Annotated in this window: 22 protein-coding genes; 3 read left to right on the top strand and 19 right to left on the bottom strand. The window is 63.9% G+C overall.

Going from position 1 to position 23,645, the window contains the following annotated elements:
- Positions 1–13 precede the first annotated feature (13 nt).
- Together pgeF and rluD are read right to left on the bottom strand one after the other, a co-directional pair.
- Positions 14–769 carry a peptidoglycan editing factor PgeF gene (pgeF, locus tag D0901_RS14015; RefSeq protein WP_129140923.1) on the bottom strand — a complete coding sequence of 252 codons (756 nt, stop codon included), beginning with the start codon at positions 767–769 and terminating at the stop codon, positions 14–16.
- The gene (gene rluD, locus D0901_RS14010; protein WP_129140922.1) at positions 766–1,725 is read right to left on the bottom strand and encodes a 23S rRNA pseudouridine(1911/1915/1917) synthase RluD; all 960 of its coding nucleotides are present in this window, start codon (positions 1,723–1,725) and stop codon (positions 766–768) included. The genes pgeF and rluD overlap by 4 nt, the downstream gene beginning before the upstream one ends.
- A 155-nt stretch (positions 1,726–1,880) precedes the next feature.
- Between rluD and D0901_RS14005 the strand changes: the two genes are divergently transcribed.
- Complete coding sequence (locus D0901_RS14005; protein ID WP_129140921.1) at positions 1,881–2,672, top strand: outer membrane protein assembly factor BamD; 792 nt, start codon at positions 1,881–1,883, stop codon at positions 2,670–2,672.
- A 141-nt stretch (positions 2,673–2,813) separates the two neighbouring features.
- Here D0901_RS14005 and D0901_RS14000 read toward each other — a convergent pair whose 3' ends face one another.
- Complete coding sequence (locus D0901_RS14000; protein WP_129140920.1) at positions 2,814–4,445, bottom strand: NAD+ synthase; 1,632 nt, start codon at positions 4,443–4,445, stop codon at positions 2,814–2,816.
- 196 nt (positions 4,446–4,641) lie between these two features.
- On the opposite strand from D0901_RS14000, the gene D0901_RS13995 reads away from it, so the two are divergent.
- The gene (locus tag D0901_RS13995; RefSeq protein WP_129140919.1) at positions 4,642–4,902 is read left to right on the top strand and encodes a PP0621 family protein; all 261 of its coding nucleotides are present in this window, start codon (positions 4,642–4,644) and stop codon (positions 4,900–4,902) included.
- A gap of 38 nt (positions 4,903–4,940) precedes the next feature.
- Here the strand turns inward: D0901_RS13995 and thiO are convergent, their stop codons facing one another.
- Positions 4,941–6,041, bottom strand: a complete 1,101-nt coding sequence (gene thiO, locus D0901_RS13990) for a glycine oxidase ThiO (RefSeq protein ID WP_129140918.1) — start codon at positions 6,039–6,041, stop codon at positions 4,941–4,943.
- Between the two features lie 90 nt (positions 6,042–6,131).
- On the opposite strand from thiO, the gene D0901_RS13985 reads away from it, so the two are divergent.
- On the top strand, positions 6,132–6,641 hold the full coding sequence (locus tag D0901_RS13985) for a GspH/FimT family pseudopilin (RefSeq protein ID WP_129140917.1): 510 nt from the start codon (positions 6,132–6,134) through the stop codon (positions 6,639–6,641).
- Here the strand turns inward: D0901_RS13985 and D0901_RS21290 are convergent.
- From D0901_RS21290 to cgtA, 15 genes are all read right to left on the bottom strand, one after another.
- Entirely contained in the window at positions 6,638–7,075 is a 438-nt protein-coding gene (locus D0901_RS21290) for a type IV pilin protein (RefSeq protein ID WP_129140935.1), read from the bottom strand. The genes D0901_RS13985 and D0901_RS21290 overlap by 4 nt on opposite strands.
- Positions 7,076–7,097: 22 nt before the next feature.
- Positions 7,098–10,484, bottom strand: a complete 3,387-nt coding sequence (locus D0901_RS13975) for a pilus assembly protein (RefSeq protein WP_129140916.1) — start codon at positions 10,482–10,484, stop codon at positions 7,098–7,100.
- Positions 10,485–10,515: 31 nt separating this feature from the next.
- Complete coding sequence (locus D0901_RS13970; RefSeq protein WP_129140915.1) at positions 10,516–10,980, bottom strand: pilus assembly PilX family protein; 465 nt, start codon at positions 10,978–10,980, stop codon at positions 10,516–10,518.
- Complete coding sequence (locus D0901_RS13965; RefSeq protein WP_129140934.1) at positions 10,980–11,972, bottom strand: PilW family protein; 993 nt, start codon at positions 11,970–11,972, stop codon at positions 10,980–10,982. The genes D0901_RS13970 and D0901_RS13965 overlap by 1 nt, the downstream gene beginning before the upstream one ends.
- Entirely contained in the window at positions 11,969–12,385 is a 417-nt protein-coding gene (gene pilV / locus D0901_RS13960) for a type IV pilus modification protein PilV (RefSeq protein WP_129140914.1), read from the bottom strand. Before pilV ends, D0901_RS13965 begins: the two co-directional genes overlap by 4 nt.
- Entirely contained in the window at positions 12,382–12,876 is a 495-nt protein-coding gene (locus D0901_RS13955; protein WP_129140913.1) for a GspH/FimT family pseudopilin, read from the bottom strand. Before D0901_RS13955 ends, pilV begins: the two co-directional genes overlap by 4 nt.
- Before the next feature lie 98 nt (positions 12,877–12,974).
- Positions 12,975–13,928 (bottom strand): 4-hydroxy-3-methylbut-2-enyl diphosphate reductase, encoded by a 954-nt coding sequence (ispH, locus tag D0901_RS13950; RefSeq protein WP_129140912.1) that lies wholly within the window; start codon positions 13,926–13,928, stop codon positions 12,975–12,977.
- Positions 13,929–13,984: 56 nt separating this feature from the next.
- Positions 13,985–14,434 (bottom strand): FKBP-type peptidyl-prolyl cis-trans isomerase, encoded by a 450-nt coding sequence (fkpB, locus tag D0901_RS13945; protein ID WP_129140911.1) that lies wholly within the window; start codon positions 14,432–14,434, stop codon positions 13,985–13,987.
- A 26-nt stretch (positions 14,435–14,460) separates the two neighbouring features.
- Positions 14,461–14,982, bottom strand: coding sequence for a signal peptidase II (gene lspA / locus D0901_RS13940; RefSeq protein ID WP_224419850.1), 522 nt, complete (start codon positions 14,980–14,982; stop codon positions 14,461–14,463).
- Between the two features lie 34 nt (positions 14,983–15,016).
- Complete coding sequence (ileS, locus tag D0901_RS13935) at positions 15,017–17,851, bottom strand: isoleucine--tRNA ligase (protein WP_203234877.1); 2,835 nt, start codon at positions 17,849–17,851, stop codon at positions 15,017–15,019.
- A 10-nt stretch (positions 17,852–17,861) separates the two neighbouring features.
- Positions 17,862–18,905: a bifunctional riboflavin kinase/FAD synthetase gene (ribF, locus tag D0901_RS13930; RefSeq protein ID WP_129140908.1), complete on the bottom strand. Its 1,044-nt coding sequence runs from the start codon at positions 18,903–18,905 to the stop codon at positions 17,862–17,864.
- A gap of 72 nt (positions 18,906–18,977) precedes the next feature.
- Positions 18,978–20,489 (bottom strand): murein biosynthesis integral membrane protein MurJ, encoded by a 1,512-nt coding sequence (murJ, locus tag D0901_RS13925; protein WP_129140933.1) that lies wholly within the window; start codon positions 20,487–20,489, stop codon positions 18,978–18,980.
- Between the two features lie 302 nt (positions 20,490–20,791).
- Complete coding sequence (gene rpsT / locus D0901_RS13920; protein ID WP_129140907.1) at positions 20,792–21,058, bottom strand: 30S ribosomal protein S20; 267 nt, start codon at positions 21,056–21,058, stop codon at positions 20,792–20,794.
- A 175-nt stretch (positions 21,059–21,233) separates the two neighbouring features.
- Entirely contained in the window at positions 21,234–22,373 is a 1,140-nt protein-coding gene (gene proB, locus D0901_RS13915) for a glutamate 5-kinase (RefSeq protein WP_129140906.1), read from the bottom strand.
- A 32-nt stretch (positions 22,374–22,405) separates the two neighbouring features.
- Entirely contained in the window at positions 22,406–23,599 is a 1,194-nt protein-coding gene (gene cgtA, locus D0901_RS13910) for an Obg family GTPase CgtA (protein ID WP_129140905.1), read from the bottom strand.
- Between the last annotated feature and the right edge of the window lie 46 nt (positions 23,600–23,645).

Genomic DNA, 23,645 nt, shown 5'->3' with positions numbered 1-23,645 from the left:
CCAGGACAAGCACTCAGCGCAGCCAGATCATGCTGGCCATGCGGCCGGTCACGCCGTCGTCGCGGCGGTGCGAATAGAAGCGCCCTTCGCAGGCGGTGCAGAAATGGCCACCACTGACATGCGAGACACCCAGGCGCTCGAGACGCAGCCGGGCGAGCTTGTAGAGATCGGCCATGTAGTGGCCGAGGCGATAAGGGCTGGGCTCGAAGGCACTGTCGGCCTCGGACTGGAAGGCGACGAAGGCATCGTAGACCTCGCGACCGACCTCGAACTGGGCATTGGAGATCGCCGGCCCCAGCCAGGCCATGAGTTCCGAGGGCGGGGTATTGAGTGCCGCCACGCTGGCTTCGAGCACGCCGCCGGCGAGACTGCGCCAGCCGGCATGCGCCAGCCCCACCCGCGTTCCACGACGATCACAGAAGAACACCGGCAGGCAGTCGGCGGTCAGGATCACGCAGGCGTGGCCCATGTCCGTGGCAATGGCGGCGTCCGCCTGCGGCGGCGTGTCGAGGTAGGTCTCCCGAAACGCCTGGATCACCGTGGCTCCATGGATCTGTTCGAGCCACAGCAGCGGCCGGGCATCGCCGACCTGCTCGGCGAGCAGCGCCCGGCAGCGACGCACCGTCGCGGGATCGTCACCGACGTGCAACGCCGGGTTGAAGGCGGCGTAGGCCCCCTGGCTGGGGCCGGTCTCGCGGGTGGTGACGAAGGCGCCGACGGTGGGCGGCGCCGGCCAGTCCGGCAGCAGCAGCGTGGGCTGTTCGCTCATGTGCGCTCCTCGTTGTCGGCGCGCAGGCCGTCCAGCAGCACCATCATGTCATCCGGCAACGGCGCGCGCAGGGTCAGCGTCTCGCCGCTGGCGGGATGGACGAAGGCCAGCTTGCGGGCGTGCAGCGCCTGGCGCGGGAAGTGGCGCAGCAGATCCTTGAGGTCATCGCCGGCACCGGCCGGCAGCTTGAGCCGCCCGCCATAGAGCGCGTCGCCGATCAGCGGGTAGCGCCGATAGGCCATGTGGACGCGGATCTGGTGGGTGCGCCCGGTTTCCAGGCGGCAACGGACATGGGCATGCCCCCGGAAACGCTCGACCACCCGATAATGGGTGACGGCGGGCTTGCCCGAGGCGTTCACCGCCTGGCGCTTGCGATCCCGTGGGTGACGGCCGATGGGCTCGTCGACGGTGCCACCGGCGATCGGCACGCCGGTCACCACCGCGTCGTACTCCCGCGACACCGTGCGCGCCTGCAACTGCTCGACCAGCGCGGTCTGCGCCGCCAAGGTCTTGGCCACCACCATCAGCCCGGTGGTGTCCTTGTCGAGACGGTGAACGATCCCCGCCCGGGGAATCGCCGCCAGTCCGGGGCAGTGATGCAGCAGGGCATTGAGCAGCGTGCCGTCGGGATTGCCGGCGGCAGGGTGCACCACCAGCCCGGCCGGCTTGTCGAGGACCAGCACGGCGTCGTCCTCGTGGACGATGTCGAGTTCGATGGCCTGCGGCGTCCAGCGCACCTCGTCTTCCAGCACCGCGTCGAGTACCAGGCGTTCGCCGCCGAACACCTTGTCCTTGGGCTTGGCCCGGGCCCCGTCGACGGTCAGCGCGCCGTCCTTGATCCAGGTCTTGAGTCGTTCCCGGGAGTAATCCGCCAGCAACTCGGCGGCGGCCTGATCGAGGCGCAACCCGGCCATCGTCTCGGGAATACGCGCGTCACGGTGCAGCGTCTCTGACATAGCGTGCGAAGTGCCTGTTGGATACGGAGGGGGGTTTTGACCCCGGGGCCTGTCCCCGCCGGTCGGGTGTGCTTTATAGTGGAGCCCTTTACTTGCGCCCCGATTTGGGCCGATTCTACCACGGCCTTAGACGATTGCCCGACACGAGGACGATGATGCGCGTTTCCACCCTTGCCGCCCTGGCCCTGGCCGCCACCCTGCTGGCCGGCTGTGCCAGCAACGAGGTGGCACCCGACCTTCAGGAGCAGCAACTCTACCAGCAGGCCCAATCATCGCTCGATGCCGGACGCTACAACGCCGCCATCAAGCAGCTCGAGGCGCTGGACACTCGCTACCCGTTCGGCCGCTACGCCGAGCAGGCCCAGCTCGAGCTGATCTACGCTTACTACAAGACCGAGAACTGGGAAGCCGCGCGCGCCGCCGCGAGCCGCTTCATCCGCCTGCATCCCGATCATCCGCAGGTCGACTATGCCTACTACCTGCGCGGCCTGGCCGCCTACGAGGCCGGTCGTTTCAGTCTCGAGGGACTCGAGCTGATCGACATCTCCAAGCGCGACCTGGGCGCCTCGCGCGACGCCTACGTCGATTTCAGCGAACTCGCCCGCCGCTTCCCCGGGAGCCCCTACGCCGCGGACGCCCGCCAGCGGGTCATCTATCTGCGCAACGTGCTGGCCCGCCACGAACTGCAGGTCGCCGACTTCTACCTGCGCAAGGGGGCCTACGTCGCCGCCGTCGATCGCGGCAAGTGGGTCCTGGAGCACTACCCGCGCGCCCAGGCGACCCGCGATGCCCTGGCGGTGATGGTCGAGGGGTACCTGGGCCTGAACATGCGCGACCGGGCCCATGAGGTGCTCGAGACGCTGGTCGAGAACGATCCCGACAACGCCCGTCTCGACGGCAAGACCTTCGAGCCCCGGTACGTCGACGCCAAGCCGCTGACGCTGTAACGCCCCTTCGGGTAGCCGTAAGCGATAAGCGATGAGCTGGAAGAAACACCAACCACCGCGCTGTCTTGGCAGATGGCGATTCTTCCAGCTTCCAGGCGCGTAGCGCCGCTCTTACAGCTTATGGCCCCGGCGAAGCCGGGGTCATTCCCCGGGCTGCCAGCCGTTGACGATCGGGTAACGCCGGTCGCGACCGAAGCCCCGCGTGGTCACGCGCACCCCGACCGGGGCCTGGCGGCGCTTGTATTCGTTGCGGTCGACCAGCTTGACCACCTTGTAGACGTCCTCGCGGGAGAAGCCGGCGTCGATGATCGACTCGGCGCTCATGTCGCCCTCGATATAGCGCTCGAGGATCGCATCCAGCACGTCGTAGCCGGGCAGCGAATCGCTGTCCTGCTGGTCCGGCGCCAGCTCGGCGGACGGCGGCCGAGTGATCACCCGCTCGGGGATCACCGGCCCCTGGGCGTTACGCCACCGGGCGAGGCGATAGACCCAGGTCTTGTAGACGTCCTTGAGGGCGTTGTAGCCACCGACCATGTCGCCGTAGAGCGTGGCGTAGCCCACCGCCATCTCGCTCTTGTTGCCGGTGGTCAGCACCATCAGCCCCTTCTTGTTGGAGATCGCCATCAGCAGCACGCCGCGACAGCGCGACTGCAGGTTCTCCTCGGTAGTGTCCTGCGGGGCGCCGGCAAAACTCTGCGCCAGGGTCTCGTTGGCCGCCTCGACCATCGACACGATGGGCAGCACCTCGTAATGCACGCCGAGCAGGCGCGCCTGTTCGGCGGCATCCTCGCGGGAGATCTCGGCGGTATAGTGATAGGGCATCATCACCGCCTGGACGCGGTCGGGGCCCAGGGCATCGACGGCGATCGCCAGCGACAGCGCCGAGTCGATCCCACCCGAGAGCCCCAGCACCACGCCCTGGAAGCCACTCTTGTTGACGTAATCGCGCAGCCCGCTGACCAGAGCACAGTAGAGGCTGTCCTCGACCTCGGGGAGCGGTTCGATCTCGCCGCGCTCGGGCACCCAGTGCGCCCCGTCGGCCAGAAAGCGCACCGGCATCAGCCCGGCCTGCCAGTGCGGGGCACGGACCTGCAGCTCGCCGTCGCCATCCACCACCAGCGAGCCGCCGTCGAAGACCAGCTCGTCCTGACCGCCGATCTGGTTGACGTAGACCACCGGACGCCGGGCCTCGCGGGCCCGCCGGGCGAACAGCTCGAGCCGCTCGGCGGGCTTGTTCTGGTGGTAGGGCGAGGCGTTGAGGGTGACCAGCATGTCGGCGCCGGCATCGCGGGCCTGGATGACCGGCGCGCCGTCCCACAGGTCCTCGCAGACCAGCACACCCAGCTTGAGGCCACGATGCTCGATCACCAGCGGGGCATCGCCGGGGGTGAAGTAGCGGCGTTCGTCGAAGACCAGGTAGTTGGGCAGCGCCTGCTTGGCGTATTCACCCAGCCATTCGCCGTTGTAGAGCACCCCGGCAAGGTTGAAGTGACCGCCCTCGCGATGCCCCGGGTAACCGATGATCACCATCACGTCGCGGGCCACCTTCTCGGCCATGCGCGTGCGGGCCGCCTCGAGGCGCAGCTCCATCGACTCGCGGAACAGCAGATCCTCGGGCGGGTAGCCGGTCAGGAACAGCTCGGGAAAGACGACGACATCCGCCTTGTGCTCGATGCGTGCCTCGCGCACCGCCTCGATGGCGCGATCCGCGTTGCCGGGAATGTCGCCCACCAGCGGGTCGAGTTGGGCCATTACCAGGGTCAGGTCTTGCATGGCTGGGTCGTTCCTCGAATTGTCTGCGGCCGCCCCGGCAGCCTGACTGCCTTCCCGGCGCGGCCTGGGTCCGGAAATCACGGGGCTCGATTGGCGAGGCAACGCGCTGCCTTTACACTACCCCCATCACCTCATTGTCCCGCATGGATCGCCGCCTGCAAAGCGCCGGCCCATCCAGTAGGGGAGACCACTCGGGATGAACCTCTTGCTCATACGCCTGATCATCTTCGCGGTACTGTTCTGGGCCGGCCTCAAGCTCTACCGGATGTACCGGGAATGGAAGCTCGCCCAGGACAACGACTCGCGCCCCGAGGCCATCGACGATGGCCGCATGGTGCGCTGCGCCTACTGCCGGGTGCACCTGCCCGAACAGGACGCCGTACGCCGCGACGCCCTGTGGTTCTGCTGCGAGGGCCATCACTCGCGCTTCCTCGAGGAGCAGCAGCCCAAGGGCTGAGCCGCCTCCGGCCCGAGCGACCCTCCCCGGACGGGCGATCACCCTTCGCCGTCGACGCCCGGCAAGGCGTAGGGAGCCGGGTCGACGATCGGCTCCCTGCCCAACAGCTCGTCCACCAGCAGACGGGTCGACGCCGGCGCCAGCACCAGGCCGTTGCGGTAATGACCGGCGTTGACGTGGAGCCCCTCGATGCCCGGCACCGCACCGATCCGCGGCACACCGTCCGGTGAGCCGGGACGCAGCCCCGCCCAGTGGTGCTCCACCGGGCAGTCGGCGAGCCCCGGCACGATCCGCGTGGCGCTCTGCCACAGCGACTCGCGCGCCTCACGGGTCGGGGTCTTGTCGAACTCGACCTCTTCCAGTGTCGAGCCGGCCAGGACCCGGCCGTCGCCGCGCGGAATCACGTAGCGCCCGTCGAGCAGCACCACCCGTTCGACCAGCCCCGCCGGCGCCTTGAACAGAATCATCTGCCCCTTCACCGGGCGTACCGGCAGCGCGACGCCCACCGACCTCAGCAGACCGGCACTCCAGGCCCCCCCGCAGACGATCACCCGCTCGGCGTGAAAACGCCCACGCGCGGTCTGCGCGCCCACGACACGCTCCCGCTCGATCAACAGCCGCTCGACCCCCGCGCCCTCTTCCAGCGAGACCCGCGGCATCGCCGCCAATCGGGCACGCAGCGCCTTGACCAGGCGCGGATTGCGGATACTGCCCAGGGTCGGCATCCACAATGCCTGTTCGAAGCCCGGCGCCGCCTGCGGCTCCTTGCGATAGATGAACTCGCCGTTCACTCGCTCGAGCGGCTTGCCCATCTCGCGCGCCCAGGCGATCGCCCGCGCCTCGTCGTCGACGCGCAGGTAGAGCAGCCCCTTCTGGCGATACTCCGGATCGATGCCGGTCTCCTCCAGCAGTCGCAGGGCCAGTTCGGGATAGAAGCCCTCCGAGTAGCGCGACAGCGCCGAGATCGGCCGGCTGTAGCGCCACGGGTAGAGCGGCGAGACGATACCGCCGCCGGCCCAGGAAGCCTCGCCGCCGCACTGGCCACGTTCGAGCACGGTCACGTCATGGCCGGCATCGGCCAGTTGCAGCGCCGTCATCATGCCGATGACGCCGCCGCCGATGATGAGGAAATCTCTCACGTGAATATCCGCTTTTTCTTACAGAAATTTAGAAAACAATAGATATTGTCATAGTTGACTTAGCCCCAACGCACACGAAGGCAGGGCGACATGAGAGTCAACCAACAACCTGGCTTCACACTGATAGAACTCATTGTTACATTGGCGGTATTGCTTATAACACTGAGCTGGGCAGTTCCTGCCTTTGAAAGGCTAGTTGCCCGAAATGCGATTGCCTCGGATATTGCTCGGCTCAGAACAGCAGTGGCCTTGGCCCGGAATACAGCCGTCACCCGAGAAACCACCATTTCCTTGTGCCCAAGTCCAGACCAGAAGAGATGCACCGGGAACTGGTCTGCTCCGTTACTCGTCATACAAGGCCCGTTCGATGGCGACCATATTTCCGCAAGCACCAAGATTTTAAAGGTCATGCCGGAAGGAGCCGTATCGAATGTGAAATTCAGAAACAATTACCGCTGGCTCCGCATAGCCGCCTCGGGGTGGCCAAGAGGATACAATGGCACATTCAATCTTTGCGATAAAAGCGGCGAATCAGCCGCCTTGGTCATGAGCAACACCGGTAGGCTTCGCTTGGGCGGCAGCGCGCAATGTGACAACTAGAAACAGTCATCGACATTGCCGGTACCCGCGATGTACCGCTGCCCAGTTTGGTCGATCGACAACTTGCCACACTCCTTATCTGGTGCCTGAGCCCCCTTGGGTATTGCTTCAATAATAAACGTCTGAGACTGCGGCTGCTTATCAGAAAACTTCACATCATAGCGGTTTTCATTGGACAGCTCGGAAACACACTGATTGGACGGCAGAGGCTGCTTGTTACCTGACACCAAATAAGACATGTTCGAGGTATAACGACGCTCCATCCCCTGGGCCAATTCCGCCAGGCAGGCCACGGCACGCCCCCGCCACGTATCTGTGACGTGCCTTTGATAGCTAGGATAAGCGATCGCCGCCAGAATCGCGACTATTGCAACCACGATCATCAACTCTATTAAAGAAAAACCTTGTTGCCTAGCACTGTAAGACTGGCTCATCCTGTTCACGCGGCCTCTTCTATTAGTTGAATATCTGTCGCCAAGACTGGCGCCCGGTTGCACCCGGCGAAGCCTTGGTATGCGTACCGCCACCATTACCACCAACAGTACCGGCCAACACGTCCTCACCGTTTTGTGGATCATTAACCGTCACCTGCGACTCTCCGCTGCCGAGCTGCAACCCCGCAACCACCTGAACATTACCGGCCTGATCCGTGATATTGTCACCAGTATCAATCTCTTCATCGCCATTAACATCGAAAAAGGCTCGTGTCCCACTGCCACCGGTATCAATACGCAGGCTGTAGACATAGCCATTGACACCCGCAGAACATTGCCCAAAGAGTGGCACCAATGTCGAAAACAAAGCACGCTGATGGTAAATACCCGTAGGCAGTGACGGCATAGAGACCATGCGCTCTCCCTCCGGCAATTCCAGATACCAGCCCCGTTGAGTGGCAGCTACAGGATAATTGGAAACGCCACGGACCGCTTGGTCATTCAAGGTAGCATTAATCGTAACGGACTGCTTGACCAGATTAGGACTGACAGCATCCACTGGCTCCGAGCCCGCACTTACTCGATCTTCTAATCCGTAAAGACGCTGTATACTCCGATCACTACGGTCGCCGACAAACTGAAAACTCCCGGTTCCAAAAAGCACCATGAGAATACTGGGGTTGCCGGGCTTGAATTCCAGCTGAGGAGGCGCGGTAATAGGCTGAGAGGGATTTCCTTGGAGCAATTTTACAGGATTACTGTGCAAATCAGTCAGATCAAAACGCCACATGTTCCCCTGTTGGTCTCCGGCATAGGCAAAGGTGCTGACTTCCTTGTAATCAGGCCAGCGGGTCGCGCTAGGTGGTGCCAAGCCATTAGGGTCCTGAGGCCTGTCGGCTTTGGTATCGAAGCGTTTGATGAGATCTCCGCTTAGCAGGTCTACCACGAAAAGGCTTGCCCGCCCGGAAACGCTATTGTAGCCATTCCCAAACAGTGCAACCCAGCGCGGCTCCCCCTGATAAGTGATCCGGGAGATGGCAGGGCGAGTGACGCCCTCGCCTAGATGAGGGCTAGAGAACTCCCAAAGCACAGCCTCTGGCCCAATATCACCCGGATTACTGACATCGATCGCAAAAACACTTCGCCCCCCGCCTCCCATGGTCCCGACCACCACGGCCTGTGGCCCACCACCTATCTTCACGTTACGTGCCACAGCCGACCCATCGACGAAGTATCGATGAACATAACTGGGCCGCATCAACGATGCGATGGGTGGAGCTTGACCGGGAGGAGCGGTCACAAGTTCACTCGGAAGATAAGCGAATAGCTCTTTACCAGTATCCGCAGAAAAGCCATGTAGCATCCCGTCATTGGCGCCTACAAACACCATGCCGGGCCGGCTATCATTTTGGGGCGGAGAAAGCAAGAAGGGAGCACTATTAACGATATCCCCGAGTAGATTAGGAACTTTTTGACCCTCGGGGGTTCGGTCACGCAGACCCTCTACGTTCACACCCTTCAACCAACGTATCTGATTGATATCCAAATCGCTACTCTGGGTAGTCAACTTCGCCCCCGCTCCCGCTTGCGAGGTAAGCAGCAATCGTTCTTTTGGCGACTGCTTACGCAACATTGCCTCCGCATCCCATAATAGCTTTTTTTTACCACCAGGGAGTAATTGATACCCTTGAAACCGCCCTGACCAATCAGTACTACGAAACCCAGCAGTAAACATTCGACTATTTTCATCAATGGAGTCTCCATTGACCGCAACCGGTACCACCGAAGCTTCATCTTGCGCAACGATAGTGCCGAGCACATCATCCAGTCCTTTAACAAAGGACTGGGGATCTCCAGCATTAAAAAAGCCACCATGACCGTTAACCGAGGCATGCAAGAGGTCATCCAAGCGTGCCCGATCAGCTCTTTTCGTATCACCACTATTAAAATCGGCTGCGCTGGGCCAATTGACTTCCTGCCCCGAGGCCACCGCCTGCCAAGCGCTTTCGGGGTTGATATTGCCCTCCACGCCGAAGCCGATGCCGAATGTACTCATGTGCTGCCAAAAGGCCGGATCCTGGCCATTGACAGGCACGTTGTTGGCCAGCTTTTCCCGTAGATCGTGTTTCCAATAATACATGGCAACATCAGCCAGGGTAGCACTGACAGCATCGCTATAGGGTGCATTGGCTGGATAGCGATAGCCTTGCCCGCCGGGTCCTTCTATTGCAGGGCCGGACTCTCCATCTGAGTTATCGATCTCGTCAGGATTGCCACCACTCCAATAACCATCGGTCATTAGTAGCGCATAATTGGCGCGACATGACTGGAAATCAGTAGACTGCTTGGAGCTGGGGTCATCACGCCAGGGTTCACTCTGCTTTGCAAAGTAATTCCCACTACGCTGCAAGCCTAAGCGCAGAGGGGTGCCATCCGCAGGCACATCATGTGTATAGAGTCGTTCAAAGAATTTTTCCCGCCCTTCACCACTGAACGCCCTGACCCCGGCTACCACCTCTCCTTCGCTTACATCCTCGTTGCTATTGAGAGTATCGAAACCTACTCGAACTGACTCACCCAGTTGCGAAAAGGCTTCACCGATTCCTGCACGAGCAGCTAATGTCCGTGACCGGTAGTACGTATACCAATTGGCAAAGTTTTGGATCTCTTCTGAATAACTGCAACTTGGCTCAGTGGCACCAGCATTGCTACAGTCACTACGATTCGCACGACCCTCTCCTTTAAAAGGTGCATTGGCCGGGCGAATTTCTACGCGCCGATAATTTCTTGTATCACCGTACCCTCCCCCTAGGTAAGTATAGTATACCGCTGGAAAGAAGGACTCATGTGTTCTATATGAACAAAACAAGAAAGCACACTCTACCTGATAGTAGCATTGAGAAGGGCCATCAGCGGTTGCCGAGTCGCACGCTAGCCAACGGTCTGCCGTCTGCGTTGTCCACGCAGTCAAGTCTCGCCCCCCCAAAGTGACCCGTCTAGGGTTATGAGGGGCATTGTTGGGATTCGCAGGCGCCATTCTGCTGCCATCTGCCTTGACCCAGGGCAAGTAAGTAACGGACGGATTATAGTACAGGGCATTTGCCTGAGGAGAACGACTGTATGAATTATAAACATTGTCCACATCAAAGGTGGGAACGTTATTCGAGTATTCTCCCGCGCCAAGACCTGATTCATAGACACCCCTCGACCGCGGATAGATAAATCGTGCATCACCGACTATATGTGACTCTGGCATCACCTCAAACCGCATTGAGCCTGAATCATCGATGACGAACATCAAGTTAGGATCGACACGAACGCCTACAGACAGCGGGGTCGTAGCCAAATCAGTAGCGCCAGCATTTAAAGAAAAACCCAATAACAAAAAAAATCTTATCAGAAAGCGCATGACTAGCTACCCCTTACTCATGAACGACATCTCACTCATCAGGAACATACCAACTTTGCAAAATAACCTGACTGTTAGGTGAGCCACCATAGCCTATCGCAGTAATCTGATAAATAGGCTTTGGATTAGTATCATCATCGCCTTCCCCTGCTTGCCCTTCGAGGCCACTCGGATGCCAAATATGGTACTGAGGATTGCTACTCAACCGGCTATCGCCTAAAGCATAGGTATTGACCTTGCTACCTGGAGCCCACGCTTCATCGTGAATGCCGTTACCTTTTTTTGCCTGCCCTTCAGCCCAACGCAAGGTCGCTTCTGCCGCCTGGAAGGCCATGTCGTGATCACGCTGGTTGCCGACCATATTTTCTTGCAACGTTGCACTTTGTATAGACGACAGCCCCAAAAGGCTCAAAATCAACAAGAAAATTAGCGAGACGATGAGCACAATACCTTGCTGAGACCGCTTCGCTGAAAACACCATTACACGCACTGGCATTATCGCTCCCCCACCAACCGGTTGCGCAAAGCCACCGTCGAGGTGAAACCCCGATAAAGCCTCAGGTCGCCAGGTGGAGCCGTAAAGTCGATGTCGCCTACCTGGACGTGGGCCGGGCTTTCCAATACACGACCAGCGGACGACCGCACAAGCAGACTGATCCTGACCGCCGCGACATCATCCCAGCGGCTCGCACCGGGCGTCGATTGATACTGACCATCCACAAGATAGCGCAGCTGCATATCGACGACTGGACTGACCAGCGTTTCGCTTTTTCCCGAGACTAAATCCAACCGGCGTAACGCAGACTCCTGCCGGGGAGAATCCCAACCGACATAGTAGAGGTCGCCGACTGGTTCACCGATCCACGTTGCATCCTGCGGAAAACTAAACGAAAAACCTTGCGGCGCACGGAAACGGCCGTCTTCCGTCGTTTCCGCCACCTCGCAGCGATTTTGAAAGACGAAAGCCAAAAGATCCCCACTACTTAAGTTTTCTCCACCCGCAACCGCGACATCACGCTTCCCCGCCACAATGGAAGCACTCAAGGCGATATTGGCTGGATCCGCAGCATGGTGGATCAACAAGATATTTCCCGCCTGATAATCCCCGGGGCTGATACGCTGAGTATAACCACCGCTTGAAGAGCGGTCTTGCCAGCCCATTACGGAATCAAAGCGATCGTTGGGGAAGAGATCTTTCTTTAGGCTAGAGCTCATATTGATAATCAACGACCCCTCTGCCCCAGCCTCGCCCTGGCAGGCAGGAGGAAAACCGGCATGGCGAAGTTCACGCTGAAACACATTCAGTAGAAAGCGTCCATTTTCCTGCACACTGGCTACTGCTTGCTCAAGACGGTGCGTTCTTTGTGAAGCACTGAACAACTGATATATGCCCGCAGTAATCAAAAGCCCCAAAACCAAGGCAGTCATCAGCTCGACGAGGGTCACTCCCCGTTGCCGTTCTGGCGGTGCTGATGGAAGCGAACTCATGGATACACCTCCGTCACAAAAGACTGTAAATTGCCATTAAGCCGTGGCGAAGTGTTCCATTGAACCGTAATTGTCACCTGCTCGTTTTTAATGACTACACTACCATCCCCATTGGGTAGCGCTGTATCCAAGTCATCAAGCCAACCTGCAAGATCTCTCTTGGCCAAGCTTCCACCTTCTGGAGCACCTGCATCCATGCCGATCGCATAACTTGCGATCTGATCCGGATTGGCACGTAGCCGGTCCCCTAGGTCGTAGGCGAGGGCAACAGCCTGCCCTCGCCAATATGCCTCTTGTACCAGGGCCATGGACTTGGTCTGTAGGGCTACGACACCCAGGACACCGATTGACAACACAAGGAGCGCTACCAGCACCTCAAGTAGCGATACGCCCGCTTGGCGAGAAGCATTCATGGGCAGGCCCCTATTGATCGGATACCGCCACTGGGCAAGGCCTGAATCGCTTGACTGATTCCACTACCACTGACTGCAATGCATTGCGCACTACCGGACGCTAGCTCTCCAAGAGGATTGAACATGATAGGGCCATCGCCCGTGGCACTGACGGAGCCACTGCCGAAACGGTACTGATGCAGGGTAGAGCCGTTAGCGATTGCCGTGGTGAGCTGCCAGCCAGCACTGAAATCACCATCACATTTATCGATTCCGCACAGCACTATCTGCTGGTTTCTCTTGATCGCTTCGCTACGGGCCAAGCGCAGGGCTGTATTGAGATTGACAGTCGAGGTCGACAGGCGGTTCTCACGTATCAAGCCCGAAAAACTCGGCACGGCGATGCCAGATACGATAGCGATCAGAGCTATCGTCACGAGCAGCTCGATCAGTGTGAAGCCTCCCTCGATATTCAGAGGGCGGGGCTTGAAGCGGCGCATAGGCACGACCATGGAACAGTCCCCCTGAAACACTATGATACAGAACGGCGAGAAAGTCTCACAAAAAAGTCGGGCCGAAGCCCGACTCTAGAACGATCCCGCGTTGAAACCTACCCGCTGACGATGACCTGTTCTCTCAGCTCCCGCGGCATGGAAAAGGTGATCGTCTCTTCCTGACCGACGAGTTCCTCGGGCGCCTCGGCGCCCAGCTCGCGCAACCGGGCGATCACGCCTTCCACCAGTACCTCGGGGGCGCTGGCGCCGGCGGTGATACCCACGGTCCCGATGCCGTCGAGCCAGGCCTCGTCGATCAGGCCGGCATCGTCGATCAGCCGCGCCGGGGTACCCATGCGCTCGGCGAGTTCGCGCAGGCGGTTGGAGTTGGAGCTGTTGACGCTGCCCACCACCAGCACCAGATCGGACGCGGCGGCCAGTTCGCGCACGGCGTCCTGACGGTTCTGGGTGGCGTAGCAGATGTCGTCCTTGCGCGGCCCGTCGATGGCGGGAAACTTGGCGCGCAGGGCATCGATCACCCGTGCCGTATCGTCCATCGACAGCGTGGTCTGGGTGACGAAGGCCAGTCGTTCGGGATCCTTGACCTCCAGCGAGGCCACGTCGTCGGCGTCCTCGACCAGATAGATGGCACCGCCGTGGGAGGTGTCGTAACGCCCCATGGTGCCTTCCACCTCGGGATGGCCGGCGTGGCCGATCAGGATGCACTCCTGGCCACGCTTGGCATAACGCAGCACTTCCATGTGCACCTTGGTGACCAGCGGACAGGTGGCGTCGAACACCTTGAGCCCGCGCCGCTCGGCCTCCTGCTGCACGGCCCGCGAGACGCCATGGGCGGAGAAGATCACCGTGGCATCGTCGGGCACCTCGTGGAGCTCGTCGACGAAGATCGCGCCGCGCTCCCGCAGGGTCTCGACCACGTAACGGTTGTGGACCACCTCGTGACGCACGTAGATGGGCGGCCCGAGCACGTCGAGCGCCCGGTTGACGATGTCGATGGCGCGATCGACGCCGGCGCAGAAGCCACGGGGGTTGGCCAGCTTGATCTGCATGAAAGGCCTCGCTTGATACGCGGTGTATCGTGAAGAAATGAAACAGCGCGAATGAATCAGTGCGTGGTCGCGGGACGCACGTCGATCACTTCCACCTCGAAGGTCAGGGTACGCCCCGCCAGCGGATGATTGAAGTCGACCTCGACGCGCTTGTCGCCGATCTCGGCGATCACGCCCGGCAGCTCGCCGCCGGCCGCATCAGCGAACGACATCACCAGCCCCTCCTCCAGCTCGTCGATATTCTCGAAGCTGTCACGCGGGATCGACTGCACGTTCTGCGGGTTGTGCTGACCGAAGGCGTGCTCGGGGGTGACGGTGTAGCTGCCCGTGTCGCCGGCCGTCAGCCCCTCGATGGGCTGCTCGAAACCGGGCGGCAGGTTGCCGTCGCCGACCTGGAAGGTCGCCGGCTGCTTGTCGCGCGTGGAATCGACCACCGTGCCGTCCTCGAGTTTGAGGGTGAAGTGCAGGGTGACTTCCATCCCCTCGCCGATGCGGTATTCGCTCATGATAGATGGCTCGTATAGCTGTTGGGTCACGACCGGGCGCGCCGGGCGTCGCGCAGGGATTCGACGATCAGCCCCAGGGCCCCCAGCGTAATCGCGGTGTCGGCCAGATTGAAGGCGGGGAAGTAGTAGCTGCCCCAGTGGAAGGACAGGAAGTCCACCACATAGCCGTGCATCAGCCGGTCGTAGAGATTGCCCAGCGCGCCGCCGATGATCAGCGCGAGCGAGGCGGCGAGCCAGGTCTCGCCGCGCTTGAGGCGGCTCAGCCAGATCGTCAGGCCGACGCTGGCGCCGACGGCGATCAGCGCGAACAACCAGCGCTGCCAGCCGTCGTGCCCCGCCAGGAAGCTGAACGCCGCGCCGGGGTTGTGCAACAGGGTGAGGTTGAACACCGGCAGCAGCCGCAGCGGCTCGCCATAGGCCAGCAGCTGGCTGGCCAGCGCCTTGGCGCCCAGATCGAGGGCGATCACCAGCACCGACAGCCACAGCCAGCGCAGAGGCCGGCGCATGGGCGTCGCCTCGCCTTGTCGCTCCACGGCACGCTCCTTCATGGCGGCTTCCTCGTTGGCCTCGGGGCCGTCGACCTCAGGCATAATGGCGCGTCTCGCCCGGCCCGTCCGGCAGGTTGCTGATGCAACGCCCGCACAGGTCCGGATAGTCGGCATGCTCGCCGACGTCGGGGCGATGATGCCAGCAGCGCTCGCACTTGGCATGCGGGCTGACCGCCACCGCCACCGCCAGGCCCTCGAGTTCGGTGGCCTCGGCCGCGTCGTCGGCGCTATCCCGCGAGACCAGGTGTACCTCGCTGGTCAGCAGCACGAAGCGCAGTTCGTCGCCCAACCGGCCCAGGGTCTCGCGCAGGGCGTCGTCGGCGTAGAGGGTGACCTCGGCGGAGAGCCCGCTCTTGATGCGCTTGGCGTTGCGCGCGTCCTCCAGGCACTTGTTGACCGCCTGCTTGACCTGCAGCACCCGCTCCCAGAACTCGCGGCCGAAGGTGGCGTCGTCGCCGAGGGTCGCCAGGCCGGGGTAGAAGGTGTCCAGCAGCACGCTCTCGCGACGCTTGCCGGGGATGTGCTCGTAGATCTCCTCGCCGGTGAAGCTGAGGATCGGCGCCACCCAGCGCGACAGCGCCTCGACCACATGGTAGAGCGCGGTCTGGCAGCTGCGGCGCGCCAGCGAGTCGGCCTGGGTGGTGTACTGGCGGTCCTTGATCACGTCGAGGTAGAAGCCGCCCAGCTCCCGCGAACAGAAGGTGTGCACCTGCTGGTAGACCTCGAGGAAGCGGTACTCGGTGTAGGCCGTCTCGATGCGTGCCTGCAGTTGCGCGGCACGATCGACCACCCACTGATCCAGCGCCAGCATGTCATCGAAGGCCACCGCGTCACGCTCGGGATCGAAGCCGTTGAGGTTGGCAAGCAGGAAGCGCGCCGTGTTGCGGATACGCCGGTAGACATCGGCGGTGCGCTTGAGGATCTCGTCGGAGACCGCCATCTCGCCGGAGTAGTCGGTGGAGGCCACCCACAGGCGCAGGATGTCGGCGCCCAGCTTGTCCATCACCGTCTGCGGCGACACCACGTTGCCCAGCGACTTGGACTGCTTGCGCCCCTTCTCGTCCACGGTGAAGCCGTGGGTCAGCAGCTGCCGATAGGGGGCGTGGCCGTCGATGGCGCAGCCGGTGAGCAGCGAGGAGTGGAACCAGCCACGATGCTGATCGGACCCCTCGAGGTAGAGATCGGCACGCGGCCCCCGGGCATGGCCGAGGTCGTGCGAGCCGCGCAGCACATGCCAGTGAGTGGTGCCGGAATCGAACCACACGTCGAGGGTATCGGTGGTCTTCTCGTAGTCGGCCGCCTCGTCGCCGAGCAATTCGGCGGCATCCAGCCGGAACCAGGCATCGATGCCTTCGGCCTCGATACGCTGCGCCACGGCTTCCATCAGCTCCAGCGTGCGCGGGTGCAGCTCGCCGGTGGCCTTGTGCAGGAAGAACGGGATCGGTACGCCCCAGTTGCGCTGGCGCGAGATGCACCAGTCGGGCCGGTTGGCGATCATGCTGTGCAATCGCGCCTTGCCCCAGGCCGGCGTGAACTGAGTGGCCTCGACGCCTTCCAGGGCACGCTCGCGCAGCGTCTTGCCGTCCTCGCCGCGGATGTCCATGCCCACGAACCACTGCGCGGTGGCGCGGTAGATCACCGGCGTCTTGTGGCGCCAGCAGTGCATGTAGCTGTGGGTGATCGTCTCGTGGGCGAGCAGCGCGCCGACCTCTTCGAGCTTGGCGACGATCTGCGGGTTGGCCTTCCAGATCAACTGACCGCCGAAGAACGCCAGGTCGTCGACATAGACGCCGTCGCTCTGGACCGGGTTCTTGATCTCGTCGAAGTCCATGCCATAGGCGCGGCAGGTGACGAAGTCATCCTCGCCGTAGGCCGGCGCCGAGTGGACGATGCCGGTCCCCGCGTCGGTGGCCACGTAGTCGCCCAGATACACCGGCGACAGGCGGTCGTAGAACGGGTGACGGAACTGCAGGTTCTCCAGGCGCGCGCCGGTCGTGGTGGCCAGCGTCTCGCCGCGCAGCCCGAAGCGCTCGAGGCTGCTCTCGACCAGGTCCTCGGCCAGCACCAGCAGCCGCTCGCCGGTATCCACCAGCGCGTAGTCCACCTCGGGATGGACGTTGAGCGCCTGGTTGGCGGGGATGGTCCAGGGCGTGGTGGTCCAGATCGCCACCGCCGCCGGCTTGTCCAGGCCGTCCAGGCCGAAGGCCTCGGCCAGCGCGGCGGGGTCCTCGGCGAGGAAGGCCACATCGATGGCGTCGGACTGCTTGTCGGCGTACTCGACCTCGGCCTCGGCCAGTGCCGAGCCGCAGTCGAAGCACCAGTTGACCGGCTTCAGGCCCTTGAACACGTAGCCGTGACGCACCATCTCGGCCAGCGCCCGCACCTCGCCCGCCTCGTTGGCGAAGTCCATGGTGCGGTACGGATGCGCCCAGTCGCCGACCACGCCCAGGCGCACGAAGTCCTCGCGCTGACCGTCGATCTGCTCGCTGGCGTACTCGCGGCACAGGGCGCGCGCTTCCTGCGGCGGCAGATGCTTGCCGTGGAGCGTCTCGATCTTGTGCTCGATGGGCAGGCCGTGGCAGTCCCAGCCCGGCACGTAGGGCGCGTCGAAGCCGGCCAGGCCCTTGGCCTTGACGATGATGTCCTTGAGGATCTTGTTGAGCGCATGCCCCAGGTGAATGCTGCCGTTGGCATAGGGAGGGCCGTCGTGAAGCACGAAGAGTTCCCTGCCCCGGCGCTCCTCGCGCAGGCGGTGGTAGAGATCGAGTTCCTGCCAGCGCTCGATGCGTGCCGGCTCCCGCTTGGGCAGGTTACCGCGCATCGGGAAGTCGGTTTCGGGCAGGTTCAGGGTGTGCTTGTAGTCGCTCATAGCCTTGGTGTCAGCCGTCGTCATGGTCGGCGGAAGCGTCCGCCGAGAAGTCGGAAGTCGTGGATGCCGGTGCCAGCGGTGCCGATGCCAGGTCGGCGACGCAGGTGTCGTCGCACGAGGCGACGGGATGCGCCCGGAAATAGTCGCGCGCGCAGGCCTGGTCGGCACGAATCTGGCGCTTGAGCGCCTCGAGCCCGTCGAAGGTCACCTCGCCACGCAGTCGCGCGCAGGGCAGGACGTCGATGCACTGACCGTAGAGATCCACCTCGACGTCGAACAGGTGAACCTCGAGAACCGGCCGTCGGCTGCCCACCGTGGGCCGCCAGCCGATGTTCGCCACCCCCGGCAGGCAGCGCCCGTCGGCGAGCCGGGTGACCACCGCATAGACCCCGCGCAGCGGCATCGGCCCGGGCAGCAGCGGTACGTTGGCGGTGGGCGTGCCGATGGTGCGGCCCAGGCGCTGATCGGCGACCACCCGGCCGCCCATCCGGTAGGGGCGCCCCAGCATGCGCGCCGCCTGGAAGAAGTTGCCGCTGGCCAGCAGCGTGCGCACCCGGGAGCTCGACACCCGCTCGTCGTCGAGCACGAAGGTATGGGTGTGCTCCACGGCGAAGCCCTTGTGCTCGCCGGCCTCGCGCAGCAAAGCGAAGTCGCCGCGGCGGTCGCAGCCGAAGCGAAAGTCGTCGCCGACCACCAGATGACGCACGCCCAGGCCGTCGACCAGCACGCGATCGATGAATTCGTTGGCGGTCAGGCTGCGCAGCGCCTCGTTGAACGGCAGGCAGACGATGCGCTCGGCGCCGTGCTCGGCGAGCAGACGCGCCTTGTCGCGCAGCCGGGTGAGACGCGGCGGCGCCTGATCGCCGGCGAAGTATTCCCGCGGCTGGGGCTCGAAGATCACCACCGTGACCGGCAGGCCGAGCGCCTGCGCGCGCTGGCGCAACTGGCCGAGAATCGCCTGGTGACCGCGATGCACCCCGTCGAAGTTGCCGATGGTCGCCACGCACCCCCGGTGTCGTTCTTGCAGGTTGTGCAATCCGCGAATCAGTTCCATGGCGTCGCTCACGCGTCGATAAAGGGAGCAATTATAACGAAGGGGGTGGGGCTTGACAGCCGCCGCCCGCCCTCATCCGTGCAGCCGGAAGTCGCGCAGGCGCATCCCGGTGGCCGCCAGCCAGGCGAAATAGGTCAGCGCACCGCCGATGACCAGCGCCCCGAGGGTCGCCGCGCGCCGGGTCACGCCCCACTCCAGCCAGACGTGCCAGTCCGGCGAGAACCACCACAATCCCGTCGCCATCAGGCCGCAGCCGCCCAGCAACTGCAGGGCGTAGCGCCCCCAGCCGGGCTGGAAGACCAGCACCCCACGGCGGCGCAGTCCCCGGGCCAGCAGGCCGGCGTTGACGAAGGCCGACGCCGAGGTGGCCAGCGCCAGGCCGGCGTGGGCCAGCGGCAGGATCAGCGCCAGATTGAAGCCCATGTTGGCGACCATGGCGACGATGCCGATCTTGACCGGCGTGGCGGTATCCTGGCGGGCGAAGTAGCCCGGCGCCAGCACCTTGATCAGCATGAAGGCCACCAGCCCCACGGCGTAGGCGCGCAGGCTCATCGATGCCATGACGATGTCGTGGTCGGTCATCGCCCCGTAGTGGAACAAGCTGACCAGCAGCGGCTCGGCGAGCACCGCCAGCGCCAGCGCCGCGGGCAGGCCCAGCAGCAGCACGGCGCGCAGCGACCAGTCGAGCATCCGGGCGAAGTGCTCCCGCGACTGCTCGGCATGGCGCTTGGAGAGCGCCGGCAGGATCACCGTGCCGATGGCGATGCCGAACACCCCCAGCGGCAGCTCGACCAGGCGATCCGAATAGTACAGCCAGGACACGCTGCCCGAGGCCAGAAACGAGGCCAGCACGGTGTCCAGCAGCAGATTGATCTGCGACACCGAGACGCCGAACAGCGCCGGCGTCATCAGCCACAGGATGCGCCGCACCCCCGGATGGCGGAACGCCGGCCACGGGGTCGGCAACAGCCCGAGCCGGGCCAGGAACGGCACCTGGAAGGCCAACTGGACGGCCCCGGCGATCAGCACGCCCCAGGCCAGCGCCATCGACGGCACCGTCATCCAGGGCGTCAACCAGACCGCGGCACCGATCAACGCCAGGTTGAGCAGCACCGGGGTGAAGGCCGGCACCGCGAAACGGTTCCAGGTATTGAGTACGCTGCCCGAGAACGCCGTCATCGAGATCAGCAGCAGATAGGGGAACGTCAGCCGCAGCATGTCGGCGGTCAGGGCGAGCTTCTCGGGGTCGCGGCCGAAGCCCGGCGCGAACAGCCAGGCCAGCCATGGCGCCGTCAGCATCGCCAGCGCCGTGAGCAGCGCCAGCACCACCGCCAGGCTCCCCGATACGGCGTCCAGCAGTTCGCGGACCTCCTCGCGGGTACGCCGGGTGGCGTACTCGGAGAGTACCGGCACGAAGGCCTGGTTGAAGGCCCCCTCGGCGAACAGGCGGCGCATGAAGTTGGGGATCTTGAAGGCCACGAAGAACGCATCCGCGCCACTGCCGGCACCGAACAGCGCCGCGATGGTCACGTCGCGCACCAGCCCCATCACCCGCGAGAGCATGGTCATGGCGCTGACCACCATCCCCGAGCGCAGCAGACCGCCGCCGGCCGCAGCGCCTCCGGCGGTCTGTCCCGCGTCCGCCTCGCTGGGCACGGCATCGCCCGCGGCGGGAGCGTCCACCGAGACGTCCTCTTCGCTGATCAGGCGATGGTCCTCGCGCGATGTGTCCCGATCGGATGCCACCAGCCGCTCCCCTCTTTCGCTCGGCACGCTGTCAGCACGCACCAATCCGCACGCACAAAAAAACCGGCCGCAGCCGGTTTTTTCCCAAGTGCATCACGAGCGCCGATGGAAGTGGCGCCCGCTGCCTCAGTGGCTCCGGCTTACGCAGCCAGCGCCTTGATCCGCTTGTTGAGGCGACTCTTGATGCGGGCCGCCTTCTTCTTGGACAGCGCGTCCTTGTCGGCGATGCGGTCGATGACCGGCTGTGCCTGCTTGAAGGCATCCATGGCCTGGGCGTGATCGCCGGCCTGGACCGCCTTGAGCACGCGCTTGACGTAGGTCCGCACCATGCTGCGCTGACTGGCGTTGTGCTTGCGACGCTGTTCCGCCTGGCGTGCGCGTTTCTTGGCTTGCTTGGTATTCGCCACCGTAATCTCCTTGGAGAATCGCTAAATTCGGTAGTAAGTCTTTGACCAGCTTCGACTCTTCGGATTCGCCGAAGCGGTTTGGCCGTTCAGTAACCACGGGCCATGTCTGAGAGGATGCGGCATTCTAGCACGCTGCCCCGCGGCTTGCCACAGCCCGCGCAGTGCCTGCGCTCGGCTACAGCACCACCAGGTTGTCGCGATGGATCAGTTCCGGCGCTTCCATGTAGCCGAGGATCGCCTCGATCTGATGACTCGGCTGGCCGAGGATGCGTGCCGCCTCGTCGCTGCCGTAGTTGACCAGGCCCTTGGCCACCCGCTCGCCCTGCTCGTCGACGCAGACCACCATGTCGCCGCGCACGAAACGACCGACGAGCGACTTGACCCCGACCGGCAGCAGGCTCGACCCCCGCGCGCGCAGCACGCTGACCGCGCCGGCATCGAGAGTGAGGGTGCCGCGCACCTGCAACTGACCGGCCAGCCAGCGCTTGCGCGCCGCCAGCGGGGCGTGCTCGGGGCGCAGCAGGGTGCCCAGCCGCTCGCCGTCGATCAGCCGGGTCAGCACATCCGCCTGGCGCCCGCTGGCGATCGCCGTCACCGTCCCGGAGCGCGCCGCCAGCCGCGCGGCACGAATCTTGGTGGTCATGCCGCCGCGCCCCAGAACGCCGCCACCGCCGGCCACCGCCGCCAGCCGGGGGTCGTCGGCGCGCCCCTCGGGAATCAGCCGGGCCGCCGGATCGTGGCGCGGGTCGGCGTCATAGAGCCCTTCCTGATCGGTGAGGATCACCAGCGCCTCGGCCTCGAGCAGGTTGGCGACCAGCGCCCCCAGGGTATCGTTGTCGCCGAAGCGGATCTCGTCGGTGACCACGGTGTCGTTCTCGTTGACCACCGGCACCACGCGCAGATCGACCAGGGTGCGCAACGCCGAGCGGGCATTGAGATAGCGCTTGCGATTGGAAAGGTCGTCGTGGGTGAGCAGGATCTGGGCACTGCGCAGTTCGTGGCGGGCGAAATGGCCCTCGTAGCACTGCGCCAGGCTGGTCTGCCCCACTGCCGCGGCGGCCTGCAGCTCGTGGACCGCCGCCGGGCGCACGTTCCAGCCGAGCCGCGCCATGCCCGCGGCCACGGCGCCGGAGGACACCAGCACCACCTCGATCCCCCGCGCATGCAGGGCGGCGATCTGGTCGACCCAGCCACCGATCGCCGCCTCGTCGAGGCCGCGCCCGTCGTTGGTCAGCAGCGCACTGCCGATCTTCACCACCACCCGCCGCGCGCCGGTCAGCGCTTCGCGGCCCGGCGCCTGCTCGTCGTCGTGCATATCGCCCTCGACCTCACCCGTCGCCGATACGCTCAGGGAACGTACTCGACCTCGACGTCATGGTCCTCGTCGTCGTCATCATCGTCCAGCTCGTCGTCGCCGGCCGGCTTGCGCTTGCGGCTCAGCCGCGACTCGGCACGCGCCACCGCCTCGGCGTCCATCCGCTCGCGCATCTCGCGCTCGTGCTCGGCGACCGCTTCGTCCTCGACCTCGAGAATGCGCTGCTCGGTCAGCCAGCGGTACACCGCCTGGACCAGCGCATCAGTGCCCTGACTGGCGATCGCCGAGATGCGATACACCGGCCCCTGCCAGTCGAGCGCGGCGACGATCGCCTCGGCGCGCGCCTCGCGCTCTTCCTCGGGGAGCAGGTCGAGCTTGTTGAGCACCAGCCAGCGCGGGCGCTCGGCCAGCGCCGGCGAGAACTGCTCGAGCTCGCGGGCGATCGCCCGGGCGGAGTCGACCGGGTCCGACTCGTCGAAGGGCGCCACGTCCACCACGTGCAGCAGCAGCCGCGTGCGGGTCAGGTGCTTGAGAAAGCGCAGGCCCAGCCCGGCGCCTTCCGAGGCACCTTCGATCAGCCCCGGCACGTCGGCCATCACAAAGTGCTCGTGCATGCCCAGCTTGACCACGCCGAGATTGGGCACCAGCGTGGTGAACGGGTAATTGGCGACCTTGGGCTTGGCGGCCGAGACGGCACGGATCAGCGTCGACTTGCCGGCGTTGGGCATGCCCAGCAGGCCGACATCGGCCATCACCTTCATTTCCAGGCGCAGGTTGCGACGCTCGCCGGGCGTACCCGGCGTGGTGCGCCGCGGCGCGCGGTTGGTCGACGACTTGAAGTGGATGTTGCCAAGGCCCCGGCGCCCACCCTGGGCGACCATCACCACCTGGCCCGCCTCGGTCACGTCGGCGATCACCTCGAGGGTATCCTCGTCGATCACCGTGGTGCCCACCGGCACCTTGACGTGCAGATCATCGCCGGCCTTGCCGCTCATCTGGCGGCCCTGGCCCGGCTGGCCGTTCTGGGCCTTGTAGAAGCGCTGGTACTTGAAGTCGATCAGGGTATTGAGCGCATCGTCGCCGATCAGGTAGACGCTGCCGCCATGGCCGCCGTCACCGCCGTCGGGACCGCCCTTGGGCACGAACTTCTCGCGGCGAAAGCTCAGGCAACCCTTGCCGCCATTACCGGCCTCGGCAACGATCGATGCTTCGTCGACGAATTGCATTGTCACTCTCCCGACGGCACATGCCGCCATGATACAAGAAGGCCCC

Source organism: Modicisalibacter coralii, assembly GCF_004117855.1.
Classification (GTDB): Bacteria; Pseudomonadota; Gammaproteobacteria; order Pseudomonadales; family Halomonadaceae; genus Modicisalibacter; species Modicisalibacter coralii.
The sequence above is the reverse complement of the archived record's forward strand: the minus strand, read 5'-3'. Positions and strand labels throughout refer to the sequence as shown.